Origin of the sequence: Haladaptatus sp. DYF46, from assembly GCF_021083305.1 — an archaeon.
Classification (GTDB): Archaea; Halobacteriota; Halobacteria; order Halobacteriales; family Haladaptataceae; genus Haladaptatus.
On the sequence record NZ_JAJFAY010000002.1, the window covers coordinates 803,334 to 815,992 of the forward strand.

General features: G+C 61.8%; 16 protein-coding genes. 10 read left to right on the plus strand and 6 right to left on the minus strand.

The window, feature by feature from the left end; translation table 11 throughout:
* Positions 1-96: 96 nt before the first annotated feature.
* The 3 genes from LJF34_RS15380 to LJF34_RS15390 all read right to left on the minus strand — a co-directional run bounded on the left by LJF34_RS15380 (position 97) and on the right by LJF34_RS15390 (position 2,090).
* Complete coding sequence (locus LJF34_RS15380) at positions 97-492, minus strand: DUF6276 family protein (protein WP_231186146.1); 396 nt, start codon at positions 490-492, stop codon at positions 97-99.
* Positions 493-554: 62 nt separating this feature from the next.
* Positions 555-1,208, minus strand: a complete 654-nt coding sequence (locus tag LJF34_RS15385) for a DUF502 domain-containing protein (protein WP_231186148.1) — start codon at positions 1,206-1,208, stop codon at positions 555-557.
* 51 nt (positions 1,209-1,259) lie between these two features.
* Positions 1,260-2,090: a proline dehydrogenase family protein gene (locus LJF34_RS15390; RefSeq protein WP_231186150.1), complete on the minus strand. Its 831-nt coding sequence runs from the start codon at positions 2,088-2,090 to the stop codon at positions 1,260-1,262.
* A 116-nt stretch (positions 2,091-2,206) separates the two neighbouring features.
* Here LJF34_RS15390 and LJF34_RS15395 point away from each other — a divergent pair, with 116 nt between their 5' ends.
* From LJF34_RS15395 to LJF34_RS15405, 3 genes are all read left to right on the plus strand, one after another.
* Positions 2,207-2,770, plus strand: a complete 564-nt coding sequence (locus LJF34_RS15395; RefSeq protein WP_231186152.1) for a CDP-2,3-bis-(O-geranylgeranyl)-sn-glycerol synthase — start codon at positions 2,207-2,209, stop codon at positions 2,768-2,770.
* Positions 2,771-2,833: 63 nt separating this feature from the next.
* Positions 2,834-3,367: an orotate phosphoribosyltransferase gene (gene pyrE, locus LJF34_RS15400; protein WP_231186154.1), complete on the plus strand. Its 534-nt coding sequence runs from the start codon at positions 2,834-2,836 to the stop codon at positions 3,365-3,367.
* An 86-nt stretch (positions 3,368-3,453) separates the two neighbouring features.
* Positions 3,454-3,603, plus strand: coding sequence for a hypothetical protein (locus LJF34_RS15405; protein WP_231186157.1), 150 nt, complete (start codon positions 3,454-3,456; stop codon positions 3,601-3,603).
* A gap of 9 nt (positions 3,604-3,612) precedes the next feature.
* On the opposite strand, the gene upp is transcribed toward LJF34_RS15405, so the two are convergent.
* Complete coding sequence (upp, locus tag LJF34_RS15410) at positions 3,613-4,290, minus strand: uracil phosphoribosyltransferase (RefSeq protein WP_231186159.1); 678 nt, start codon at positions 4,288-4,290, stop codon at positions 3,613-3,615.
* A gap of 92 nt (positions 4,291-4,382) precedes the next feature.
* On the minus strand, positions 4,383-5,594 hold the full coding sequence (locus tag LJF34_RS15415; RefSeq protein ID WP_231186161.1) for a GTP-binding protein: 1,212 nt from the start codon (positions 5,592-5,594) through the stop codon (positions 4,383-4,385).
* 98 nt (positions 5,595-5,692) lie between these two features.
* Between LJF34_RS15415 and LJF34_RS15420 the strand changes: the two genes are divergently transcribed.
* From LJF34_RS15420 to LJF34_RS15430, 3 genes are all read left to right on the plus strand, one after another.
* A complete protein-coding gene (locus tag LJF34_RS15420; RefSeq protein WP_231186163.1) occupies positions 5,693-5,989 on the plus strand; it encodes a hypothetical protein in 297 nt (98 codons plus the stop codon).
* 1 nt (position 5,990) lies between these two features.
* The gene (locus LJF34_RS15425; RefSeq protein ID WP_231186165.1) at positions 5,991-6,959 is read left to right on the plus strand and encodes a TRC40/GET3/ArsA family transport-energizing ATPase; all 969 of its coding nucleotides are present in this window, start codon (positions 5,991-5,993) and stop codon (positions 6,957-6,959) included.
* A 129-nt stretch (positions 6,960-7,088) separates the two neighbouring features.
* A complete protein-coding gene (locus tag LJF34_RS15430; protein ID WP_231186167.1) occupies positions 7,089-8,837 on the plus strand; it encodes a carbon starvation protein A in 1,749 nt (582 codons plus the stop codon).
* On the opposite strand, the gene LJF34_RS15435 is transcribed toward LJF34_RS15430, so the two are convergent.
* Positions 8,834-9,439 carry a hypothetical protein gene (locus LJF34_RS15435; RefSeq protein WP_231186169.1) on the minus strand — a complete coding sequence of 202 codons (606 nt, stop codon included), beginning with the start codon at positions 9,437-9,439 and terminating at the stop codon, positions 8,834-8,836. The two genes, LJF34_RS15430 and LJF34_RS15435, sit on opposite strands and share 4 nt — an antisense overlap.
* 105 nt (positions 9,440-9,544) lie before the next feature.
* Between LJF34_RS15435 and LJF34_RS15440 the strand changes: the two genes are divergently transcribed.
* The 4 genes from LJF34_RS15440 (at position 9,545) to LJF34_RS15455 (ending at position 12,641) form a co-directional block, all read left to right on the plus strand.
* Entirely contained in the window at positions 9,545-10,264 is a 720-nt protein-coding gene (locus LJF34_RS15440) for a class I SAM-dependent methyltransferase (RefSeq protein ID WP_231186171.1), read from the plus strand.
* Between the two features lie 108 nt (positions 10,265-10,372).
* Positions 10,373-10,597, plus strand: a complete 225-nt coding sequence (locus LJF34_RS15445) for a hypothetical protein (RefSeq protein ID WP_231186173.1) — start codon at positions 10,373-10,375, stop codon at positions 10,595-10,597.
* Positions 10,598-10,704: 107 nt separating this feature from the next.
* A complete protein-coding gene (locus LJF34_RS15450; RefSeq protein ID WP_231186175.1) occupies positions 10,705-11,394 on the plus strand; it encodes a DUF5828 family protein in 690 nt (229 codons plus the stop codon).
* 59 nt (positions 11,395-11,453) lie between these two features.
* Positions 11,454-12,641 carry an inorganic phosphate transporter gene (locus LJF34_RS15455; RefSeq protein WP_231186177.1) on the plus strand — a complete coding sequence of 396 codons (1,188 nt, stop codon included), beginning with the start codon at positions 11,454-11,456 and terminating at the stop codon, positions 12,639-12,641.
* The last annotated feature ends 18 nt before the right edge of the window (positions 12,642-12,659 follow it).

Genomic DNA, 12,659 nt, shown 5'->3' on the forward strand with positions numbered 1-12,659 from the left:
GGTCGTGTAATCGTGGGTCACCCAGATGAAAGTTGAGGGTCCCGCGGGAGTCTCCGGATTGCGTGGTCGTTTCGGACTCCTCCGTCCACCGATCGGTCAGTCGCGCAGTTGGAGGAGTTGCTGTCGGCGCGACTCGATGTCGAAGTCCGGGTGAATTTCGGGGTCGTCCGCCAACCGGTCAAGGACGAGGAGGGGGTCGGCACCGGCCGCTTCGACGCGGTCGAACAGCGCGTCGATGTGCTGACGGTTGAGCGCGAGCGAGGAGAGGAGGGCGGTGGCGAGGACCATCGCGGCGGCGGAGTCGCCGTGGTCCGGGAGCGCGTCGCTTATCGTGTCGAAGTTCGACGGTTCGGTGTCCGGGTTCGCCACCGGTTCGAAGGCCAGACAACGCGTGCAGAGGAGAACGAATGGGGGTTCGTTCGGCAGGTCCACACGGAGTTCGGACGGGACGGCGAACGGCGACCGTTCGCCGCCACATTCGGGACATTCCATACGTAATAGAGCGGCGCAAACCTCAAAAGAATGGTAGACTTTCGTCGCGGTGGCGACGGGAATCAGGTCGGTGGTGGCGTCTCCGCCGGGTCGTCCGCCTCGTCGGTGACGTTGATGGGAATCCCTTCCTGATTGCTTTCCCCGAACCCGGCGCTGAGGATGCGAGTCAGGGCGTCTTCGACGCTCTCGTCCGTTTCGGTTATGTCGTCGGGTTCGACCTCGATGACGAACCCGGTGGTGATGTTCGGTGCGGTCGGTAAAAAGAGGAGTTCGCGGCCGTCGTCCGCCTGCTTCCCGGTTTTGAACGCGGTCATTCTGAGGCCGTTCCACGTCTCGATTTTGACGGGTTTCTGAAGTTGATTGGTGTCGGAGAGTGCGGTTTCCGCGGCCATTTTCGATGCGTTGTAGATGATTCGAAGACCGGGAAGTCGATTCATCGTTCCGTCGATCGCGTTTTCGACGACGCTCCCGAGCGTCGTTCGCATGAGGTAACCGATGCTGAAGACGAGCGCCGTGAAGACGGCGAGGACGATGCCGACGCGGATGAGGTCGCCGGGAATCGTGATCAATCCGCCCAACAGCTTCAAGGGCTGTAGTTTCTCCAAGAAGGGTAAGCCGGCTATCTTGAGAAACAACCACGCGATGATGTACGCAGTAACCAACAGGGGGGCTAAAACGATGAGACCGCTTCCGGCATCGCGTTTCCACGAAGACATTTAGGTGTAGCGTCTGGTTGCAGGAATATAAACTAGTTGCAACGTTTTCGGTTATCTGCCGAGAACCGCGCGGGCCGCGAACAGAAGATTCTCCTTGCGCTCCATTACGCGACGGTAGAAATACGACATCCATTTGCCACCGTAGGGGACGTACTGCCAGACTTCGTACTCTTTCGCCAGTTCGACCTGTGCGTCCTCGCGCACGCCCATCAGCATCTGGATTTCGAAGTCCGTACCGTACTCGTCGTGGAGTTCCCGTGCGTACTCTATCATCGCCGGGTCGTGGCTCCCCACCGCGATACCGCCGTCGAACTCCTGAAACATGAATTCGAGATAATCGCGGTAGGCCGCGTTGACGCGGTCTTTTTCCTTGTACGCGAGTTCGGCGGGTTCGTCGTAGGCCCCCTTTACCAGTCGGACCTTCCCGGGAAGGTCGGCGAGTCGTTCGAGGTCGTCCTCGGTGCGCTTGAGGTTCGCTTGGATACAGACACCGACGTTGCCGTCGTGTTCGACGGCCAGTTGTTCGAACACGTCGAGAGTCGCGTCGGTCGTCGTGTGGTCCTCCATGTCGATCCAGACGAAGGTGTCGTCGGTCGCGTCCGCGATTCGCTCCATGTTCTCGCGGAAGACGTTCGTCCCCACGTCCAAGCCGACCTGCGAGGGTTTAACCGAGACGCACGCCGAGAGGTCGGAGCGCTCTATGTCTTCGAGCAGGCGCAGGTACACCTCCGCGTCCTCGTCCGCCGGTCCCCGCTCGTGGTAGTGTTCGCCGAGGAGGTTGAGAATGACGTTGACGTTTCGTTGGTTCAGGTCCCGCGTGTATTCGAGCGCCTCCGCCGGGGTTTCGCCCGCGACGAACCGACCGGCAATCGGGGGTATCATGCGTCTTCTTTCACACCGCTTCGTCTTATGATTGTATATTACACCCGTGAGGGCCATCGGCATATATTCGGGGCCATACCGCTGGGTCTTAAGACCAGGAGGGTATCTGTGTCGATATGGATCTTCTCGGCGCGGACGTGTTCGAAACCGTGGCCGTCGCGGTGTGGGCGATGTTGCCCGCGTACGTCCCGAACAATTTCGCGGTGCTCGCGGGGGGCGGTGCGCCGATAGACGGCGGGCGGACGTGGAACGGCAAGCGACTCCTCGGCGACGGAAAGACGTGGCGCGGGACGGCCGCCGGAATACTTGCCGGGGCGGTGCTGGCGCTGATACTGAACGCGATTCGTCCGTCAGCGGCCGCGTTTCTGGGCGTCATGCTCCCCGACCCGTTCCCGGCGGTCGTGATATTCACGCTCCCCGCGGGCGCGATGCTCGGCGATATGACCGCTTCCTTCCTGAAGCGGCGGACGGGCAGGGAGCGCGGCGCGGCGTTTCCGGGCATCGACCAACTCGATTTCGTCGTGATGTCGCTCCTGCTCACCCTGCTCGCCGCGCCGACGTGGACGCTCAAAACGTTCGACCCGCCCGTCATCGTCGTCGTTCTCGTGGCGACACCGCTCCTGCACATCGTGACGAACGTCATCGCGTACGCCGTCGGACTCAAGAACGAACCGTGGTGACGCCGACTGCGGTGACGCCGCCAAAGAACTACTTTTAACCCGCCTCGCCGCACGGACTCGCACATGGCGAATCAGGAACTCATCGAGGCCTTGCGCGCGGCGGACGCCGTCCAGTACGGCGAGTTCGAACTCTCCCACGGCGGGACGAGCGACTACTACGTCGACAAGTATCTGTTCGAAACGGACCCGCACTGTCTGTCGCTCATCGCCGAAGCGTTCGCGGAGCGACTCGACGGGACGAAGTTGGCGGGCGTGGCCCTCGGTGCGGTTCCGCTCGTCGCGGTGACGAGCGTCGAGACGGAGACGCCCTACGTCATCGCGCGGAAGAAACAGAAGGAGTACGGCACGGCGAACCTCATCGAGGGGCGACTCGACGACGGCGAGGAAGTGGTCGTCCTCGAAGACATCGTGACGACGGGGCAGAGCGCGGTCGACGCGGTGGAAGCCCTCCGCGACGCGGGCGCGGAAGTGAACGAAATCCTCGTCGTCGTGGACCGGGAGGAAGGCGGCCGCGAGAACCTGGCCGACGCCGACGTCGAGATGGAGGCGCTGCTTTCGGCTACCGACCTCCTCGCCGAAAACGACGCCGACGAATGATTGTTGCAGGGTTCGTTCGGGGCCCTATTTGAACTGCTTTCGTGTTGTGCCAGCCGATTTTTTAGGACGATGGCCGATGAAATACCATGTCACTGCGAAGCCACGCGAGCGTCTCGCTCATCATCTCGGGAATCGTCTCGTTTCTCATCGGCGTCGCGCCCGGAAGTTCGACCCTCTGGGGTGTGGGCCTCGTCGGAGCGGGTCTCGTCGTCGGACTGCTTCGAATCCTTATCTAACGGGAGTCGTCAGGCCGTTCGGAACGCCCGGTCGCCGGCGTCGCCCAGTCCGGGGACGATGAAGCCGTCGTCGTTCAGGTGGTCGTCGATGCTGACCGTCAGCAGGTCGGCTTCGGGGAACTGCTCGTGGACGTGAAGCAGGCCGTCGGGGGCGCTGACGGCCGAGAGGACGAAGAAGTTCTCCGGGTTCGGTTGCTCGTTGAGCACTTCGTCGAGGACCGCACACATCGTGCTCCCCGTTGCGAGCATCGGATCCGCGACGATGACGGTGTCATCCTCCTTGATTTCGGGGAGTTTGACGTAGTCGATGGTGATGGGGAACTCGCCGTTCTCGTTCATTCCGGCTTCCTCGTCGCGGCCGGCGCTGATGACGCCCTGTTTGGCGCGGGGGAACGCCTTCAGCAGGCCTTCGACGAACGGCGTCGCGGCGCGGAGGACGTTGATAATGACCACGTCGTCCAGTCCTTTGACGCGCTCACCGGTCGTCTCGGTCAGCGGCGTGTCGATGGAGACGTACTCGGTGTCCATCGCGCCGTCGATGATTTCGTAGCCGCAGATGCGGCCGAGTTTCACGAGGCCCTTGCGGAAACCGACTTGCTCCGTGTTCTCGTCCCGAATCTTCGAGAGGGTATCCTTCGCCATCGCGTGCGTGATGAGGTGGGCGTCACCTCGTTTCTCGATAGTCATATGCGACTCGTGCGTGGGAAAGGGCTATAAGCTAACGATACGAGCGAAGCCGCGGGACCGGGTGACAACCGTGGCGTGGTAGCGGAAGAGGGCTACTCACCGACGGTCAACAGCCCCGTTTCGTCCTCGGGAAATGGGTTCTCGAACGCGTTCCACTCTTCTTCCATCTCCGCGTCCGTCAGCACGCAGTCGTCGAGGGAGGCGGTGATGGCCTCCTCGTCCACGTGGATTCCGATGAAGACGAGTCGCGTCCGTCGGTCGCCCCACTCCTCGTCCCAGTAGGACTCGGAGCGGTTGCTCCGATAGAGATCTTGGTCGATTTCGGGAAGGCTGGCGATCCACGGCCCCGCGACGTCCACGCGGGCGGCCGCCCCGGCCTGTCCGTACTCCAGTTTCACGTCATCCCGCCCGGCGACCCAGAACGTCCCCTTGGCGCGGACGATGCCGCTCGGGAGCGACTCGAAGAAGTCGTGGAGTCGGCCGGGGTGAAGGGGCCGCGTGGCGCGATACGAGACGGAAGAAATCCCGTAGGCCTCCTGCGGGTGACGGTGGTCGGATTCGTCGTGGTGATGCGGTTCGTCGTGGTCGTGGTCCATCGCCCGTTTCCATCCGGCGGAGTCGCTCACGTCGCCGAGATCGAACAGTCCGCGGTCGAGGATGTGGTCGGGGGAGATCCGTCCGTGTTCGGTTCGAATCAGTTCGGCACGTGGTTGCAGTGCGCGCAGGGTGGCCTCGATTTCGTCCAGTCGGTCCGCGTCCACGACGTCGCACTTGTTGAGCAACAGAACATCGCAGAACTCGATCTGTTCGATGACGAGGTCCGAGAGGGGGCGCGTGTCGCCGTCCTCGGTTTCCGTGCGCTCGACCGGCGCGCCGTCCGCGAAGAACTCGTCGAACTGCCGCGCGCTGACGACGGTGACGGTCGTATCGACGTCGTATCGCGCGGCGACGCGGGATTCGGTCGTGAACAGGCGGGCGATGGGCGCGGGTTCGCTGATGCCCGAGGACTCCACGACGAGCGTGTCGAAGTCCCACTCGCGCGCGAGGCGGGTGACTTCGGTTCGCAAGTCGTCCTGCAGTTCACAGCAGATGCACCCGTTCGAGAGTTCCGCGACGCCCTCGTCGGCGACGAGTTCCGTCCCGCCCTGTAGCAGTTCGGCGTCGATGTTTATCTCGCCCATGTCGTTGACGAGTATCGCGATATCCCTGTCGTCGCTCTCACGAAGGAGGTGGTTGAGCGTCGTCGTCTTGCCCGCGCCGAGGTTGCCGCTCAGAATCGTGACCGGAATGGACCCCTGATTCATTCGTTATCGTGGCGCACGCGTCGCAGGATGTTAAGTGGCCGCAATCGCCGCACGAATGTACCGGCCTGCTTAAATAGCGAGAAGCGCACTGTGAGGGTATGTCTCTCGCGGACCGAATCGAGACGTTCCGCCGCTCCGTCGAGGAGTGGCTTCGCGGCCTCTATCACGGGATGATTTCGCATCCGGCGTACGAACTGATAGAGAAGGAAGCCGAGGATTTGGAGGACGAGTTCATGCTCGCGTGCTTCCCCGACGTGTTCGGGGTGCCGAGTCCCGTTTCGTACTACACCGCCGAACTGCTCCCGTACCTGACAGACGAGTTCGAGGCGTGGGAGCGTCGGATGTGGGACCGCGAATCACTCGTCGAACGGAAGGGCCAACAGTATCACTTCTAACATGCGAAAGTTCGTGTTCTTCGGCGGGAAAGGCGGCGTGGGAAAGACGACGATTTCGAGCGCGTACAGCCTGAAATGTGCACGCGCCGGATTGAAAACGCTCGTCGTCTCGACCGACCCGGCACACAGCACGTCGGACGTGTTCGACCAGCAGTTCGACGACGACCCGCGTTCCGTGGACGGCATCGAGAACCTCTGGGCGATGGAAATCGACCCCGAGACGGAGGTCGAAAACCACCTGATGGAGATAAAACGCTCGTTGGGCGACCACGTCAGCGCGGGATTGGTGAACGCCATCGATCGACAGGTGGAGATGGCACACCAGACCCCCGGCGCGCACGAATCGGCGCTGTTCGACCGGTTCATCGACGTGATGCGGAGCTCGGACGAGTACGACCGGGTGGTCTTCGACACCTCTCCGACGGGCGGAACGCTCCGCCTCCTCTCGCTTCCCGAGTTCCTCGAAGGGTGGATAGACCGCTTGCTTCACAAGCGCAGGAAGAGCATCGATCTGTTCGAGAAGGCCGCAATCGGCGACCGGGAACCGCGTCGGGTGAGCGAGGGAGACCCCATCATCGCTCGACTGCAGGAGCGAAAGGAGATGTTCGAGTTCGCGGGCGAAGTCCTGCGAAACGACGCGGCGTTCTTCCTCGTTCTCAATCCCGACGAGTTGTCGATTCGGGAAACCGGCAGAGCGGTGGAGGAACTCACGGAATCCGGGTTGCCGGTGTCGGGACTCGTCATCAACAAAGTGACGCCGGAACCGGACGAAGAGGAGACCGGACGCGGAGCGACGTATCTCCGCGACCGCTGTCGAACCGAGCGCGACCGCATCGACCACATCCGCGAATCGTTCGACGAACCCGTGGTTGCCGTTATCGAATCACGCGTATCAGAAGTGAAAGGAACGCTGTTGGGGGAGGTTGCAGACGAGTTGAACATCGAAGTGAACCCAATGACACCAGAATAAGATATATTAATATTATCAAAGGTAATCGACTATTGTTTCGAAATCGTCGTTTTTAAGCATCCAATACCGACGAGAGTAAAGGAACACTTATTGTACACCATCGATGTATTTGCTACGAGGCATAATACCATGGCGACTGCAATCATATGGCTAGTGCTCGGGGTACTGGTACTTTTCAGCATAGGTTATTTGACCTACTCACGATACCTCGCACAGTTCGTAGAATTGGACGATAGCAACGAGACACCCGCTCATAAGTACGAGGACGGGCAGGAGTACGTTCCTGCGAAGAAGCCCGTTTTGCTTGGGCATCACTATTCCAGTATTGCAGGAGGTGCACCGATCGTCGGACCGATAACTGCGGGGGTGATTTGGGGATGGATTCCCGCGTTGTTGTGGATCGCAATCGGGAACCCGCTCCTCGGCGCGACGCACGACTTCATCGCGTTGTCGAGCAGTCTTCGCCACGAGGGGAAGTCCATCGGGTACATCATCGGGGAGTACGTCGGCGAGCGCGGCAAGAACATGTTGTTGTGGTTCGCGTTCCTGACCATCATCCTCGTCGTCGCCGTGTTCGCGTTCGTCGTCGGCGTCGTGTTCGAGGCGTACCCGAGCGCCGCGACGGCGAGCATCCTATACATCGCACTGGCCGTCGTGTTCGGGGTGTACCTGTATCAACTCAACCTGCCCTTTGGACCGGGAACCGTCGTCTTCGTCGGCGGCGTGTTCGCCAGCGTCTTCGTCGGACAGGCCTATCCGCTCGAACTCTCGGCGGAAATGTGGGTTCCCATCATTTTGGTCTACGCATTCATCGCGAGCGTGCTCCCCGTGTGGACGCTCCTGCAACCGCGTGACTACCTGTCGTCATTCCTGCTGTACGCGGGCGTCGGCGGCGCGCTGTTGGCGGTCATCGTCGGAACCATCGGTGGCTGGCTTAACATCGCGGCGATCACGCCGAGCCAACCGCTCACCGTCAATATCGACGGATATCACGGCTTCATGGGCATCACCGGCCAGCCCCTCTTTCCGCTGCTGTTTATCACCATTGCGTGCGGGACCATCAGCGGGTTCCACTCGCTCGTCTCCTCGGGGACGACGTCGAAACAGCTCAATCAGGAATCGGACGCACGAGTCATCGGCTACGGTGGCATGCTCGGTGAGGGACTGCTCGCGACACTCGCGCTCGCGACGGTCGCGCTCGTCGGAAAGGTCGTGGAGGGTGGCGGTGTCGGACAGGCGCTCCCCAACTTCGCGACCGGCGGCGGCATCATGCTCACGAGCTTCGGAATTCCGGCCGACTTCGGCGCGCCGTTCATGGCGCTCGTCATGGTGAGTTTCCTGCTCACCTCGACAGACACGGCGCTTCGTCTCGGTCGCTACATGTTCGAGGAAATCGTCGGCACACCGGAAACGGAAGTCGAAAGCGTGGCTTCGAACCGGTACTTCAACGCAGGACTGCAATGCGTCATCGCGTACGCGCTCGTCGCGTCCGGCACGTGGTCGGACCTCTGGCCGCTGTTCGGCGGCGCGAACCAACTGCTCGCGGCGCTGGCGCTGCTGACCGCGACGGTCTGGCTGGCGAACTGGAACAAGAGCAAACAACTCATCAGCACGGGCGTCCCGATGGCGCTGATGACGTTCGTCACAATACTCGGGTTGCTGTACCTCGCGCTCTACCAGAACGTGTGGGAGAAGTTCGTCAAGGGTGGAGATATGGCGCTCGGCAGCGCGCTGTCCGCGGGGGTACAGACGATAATCGCCTTGGTGCTCATCGGGCTCGCGCTCTCGCTGGTCCGCATCGGCTATGAAAACATCACGTCGGCACGAAACAAACCGGGCGGGCAGGCGGTTACGGACGGTGGCGAGTCGGACGACTAAGGCTTGAGTCGCCGCACGAACCGCCGAAGAAGTCCGGATTTTTCGGGAGTCAACGGATTCCAGAGAGCGAACGCTTTTCCGACGTCGGCGTTCGGACTGGCGACGAGCGTCTCCCGTTCGGGGGCGACGACGGCGAGGTTGATCTCGTACTGTCCGTTGAGACCGTATTTCAGAAGCGTCCGGTCGGTGAACTCGGAGACGAACGCCTCGACATCAGGGGAGACGTCGGGGGCGATGACGACGAAGGTGAACGTCGTTCCGAAGTGTTCCTCGTCGGCCTCTATCCAGTCGTCGGCGAGTTCGTGGCCGAGGTCGACGAGCGATTCGAGGTCGCTGACGCGGACCGAATCCGCGCGCCGGACGAACAGGTGTTCCTCGGCGCTGTGGTTGGCGTAGTTGATGGACCGGTGGAGGAACTGCTTTTGTGTCTCTATCAGCAGTCGTCCGTGGAGCGTGAACGCCTCGCCGTTGGTGGCGTACTCCTTTTCGAGGTCGTAGTTGACGAACAGGCGGTCGCTCACTCGGTCCACGTACTCGTCGTCCCAGTCCGGGACGGCGTCCGACGGGTCGTCCGAGTCCTGTGACTCGATACCGCTATCCATACTGGTTCGGTTGCGAGGGAGCGATAAATATCCGTTGTTGATACGTGAGTCGGTACCGAGACACATCATGATTTTATTACAAATGGTAGTGTGTGACATGTTGTGATGGATGCGGATCCACTCGGTCGAGCGATACTCGACTACCGACGAGGCGGACTGCGCGGCGACTGTCTGTACCGGGACGGGGTGGAAACGTGGGATGGACACATCTACGAGAACTATTTCAGACCGCGGGAGGAGTGGAGCGATAGCTGGAAATCGCTGCTCGATTCGCTCGACCACCCGGTCGCGGATATCGGCTGTGGGTCGGGACAGCACGCCGAATTCCTCCAAGAACGAGGCGAGGTGGTCGCAATCGACGTGAGTCCGGCGGCCGTCGAAGCCACCCGCGACCGGGGCGTCGAGGACGCTCGCGTGATGGACATGTTCGAGATGTCGTTTCCACCGAATCGATTCCGCTCCGTGCTCCTCAACGGAACCCAACTCGGTCTTTCCGGGTCGCTCGCCGGTGCACGACAGTTCCTCTCGGATCTCGCGCGGATTACCGACGAGCACGGCGTCGCAGTCGTGGACAACTACGACCCGACGAACCGCGGACCGGACGACATCTTCGGTTACCGTCCCGACCCTCGCACGGGAGTCGCCCACCGAACGTTCCATTTCGAATACGAACGGGATGGCGACCGAGAAGTCGGACGAACCCTTCACTTCGTCCTCTTTTCGCCCGAACGACTGCGCGACGTGACCGTCGGAACGCCGTGGCACGTCGCCGAGGTTCGACCGGGAGAGGGCTACTACAAAGCCGTTCTCGAAAAAGGGCAGTAGAAATCGGGAGAAGGGACCCGACTCCCGTGGGCGAGGTGAAGGTCCGCGGACCGAACGTCCGGAATATCAGGGGTAACACATAACACGGAGGGTTCCGTAGGCCGAACCATGGGTGGCAAACGAACGGAAGCGTGTGGTCGATGCGGTCTCTCGACCGTCGTCGACGCGACCGACGACGGTGAGGGACGCGACATCTACGGCGACGACCGAATCGAGGTTGACGAAGCGGAGATGAAAGCCGTGAGCGGGCACGTCGCACTCCTCGGTCAGGCGAAAGATCGCCTGAATGCCTTCGCGGAGCGTGTAACGTACGGAAACGTTCGAAGCGAATAATTCTATACTGGAGAACAGTGAACCCGGAGAAATGGCGCATGAGAGCCGCTATCACGCCGTTAGCGACAAAAGATAAAACCCTGTAGAACTTACAAGCGAGCAATCGAATGGAAGAGAGCATCTCTGGCTTCAAACTCCGAGGTAGCTGGGGGGATATCGTCGAACACGGCGAGCGAATCACGCAAGCCCTCCGCGAGGCGGACGCGTCGGGCGATGCGTTCACCGAATGGAACGAGTGGCGGCCGAAGGCCCACGAACGACTCGGCGAGGACGTGGCCGAGAAGACGGCCGAACAGGCCCACGTCAGCGAAGGGAAAGGCGAGCAAGCGGGCGAATCCCCCGACGACGACCTCCGAACGGCGGGAGAAAAACTGACCGAATCGTACGAGAAATTGGAAGATGACGACACCGAAGGTGCCGTAGACAGGTGGCAGGACTCGGTGAACTACGTCGCTCGGGCCGCCGATTCGGCGGGGAGAAAAGCCATCCGAAGGGTCGAGGACACGGTGTACCAGAAGGTAATGACGCAACTCGCGCCGTACTACTTCGACAACGAACTCGTCAGCGCGAACATCCAGCAGACGAGTCGGATGGAGGACGGAGAAGAGGGATTCATCTTCGAAGTAAACGTCAACGACGACGACCTGAAGGACTCGGTATCGGAATCGCTGACGTCCTACGAGGACGAAATCGACCGCTGGCACGTCGAAACCGAGAAGGAAACCGAGACGGTCGAAGCGGCGGAGGGCGTCGAACCGCCGAAGAAAAGCGGCGGACCGCGAGCCGACAGAACGTGATTGTTTGTTTGGATTTCGAGTCGGTACACTATTAGCGTGAGACGGTATAGCGGATAGATATGGCTGGAGGGTTACTGACGGTGGTTATCGCCGGGGTCGCGAGTCTGTTCATGGCGTGGGCCATCGGCGCGGGGTCGAGCGGTTCGACGCCGTTCGCCCCGGCGGTCGGTGCGAACGCACTTTCAGTGATGCGTGCGGGGTTTCTCGTTGGTATTCTCGGCTTCTTGGGGGCCACACTTCAGGGGGCGAACGTCTCGGAAGCGGTGGGTCGGGAGTTGATTCACGGCGTCCAACTATCGCCACTCGCCGCGACGACGGGGCTGCTCACGGCCGCGCTACTGGTCGCGATCGGCGTGTTCACCGGGTATCCCATCGCCACCGCGTTCACCGTGACGGGTGCAATCGTCGGCGTCGGGTTGGCACTCGGCGGAACTCCCGCGTGGCCGAAATACCAGCAGATCGTCAGCCTCTGGATACTCACCCCCTTCGTCGGGGGCGGAATCGCATACGCGACGGCACGGATACTCCGCCGAGAGGACGTGTCGGAGCAATCGTCGATTCCACTCCTCGGCGCGCTCGTCGGCATCATCATCGCCAACGTTGGCTTCGTCTTCCTCGGACCGCCCGGCGAAAGCGCGTCCATCGCACAGAGCGTCGCAAGTCACCTGTCACTCCCCGCCGTCGCCGGATTCGACCTCGGCGTCGTTCTCGCGTCGCTCGTCCTCGCCGGACTGGTCGGCTTCGCGCTCAGGCGCGAACTCGACGCGAACATGAATCGCGGTCAGCGTCGATTCCTGCTCGCGCTCGGCGGCCTCGTGGCGTTCTCCGCCGGCGGCAGTCAGGTCGGACTGGCGATCGGGCCGCTTCTCCCGCTGTTGGACCCGTACTCCATTCCCGTGGTGCCGGTCCTCGTCGGCGGCGGACTCGGCCTCCTCGCCGGGTCGTGGACGGGCGCACCGCGGATGATAAAGGCGCTCGCACAGGACTACTCCGCGCTCGGGCCGCGCCGGTCCATCGCCGCGCTCATCCCGGCGTTCGCCATCGCACAGAGCGCCGTCTTCTTCGGCATTCCCGTCTCGTTCAACGAGATCATCGTGAGCACGATTATCGGCAGCGGCTACGCCGCGAGCGGCGGCGGCGTCAGCGGGAAGAAAATGCTCTACACCGTCCTCGCGTGGATACTCTCGCTGGCGCTCGCGCTCGGCGTGGCCTACGGCGCGTTCAGCGCCGTCGAAGCCGTCTTCTGAGACACGCCGGAATCGGAA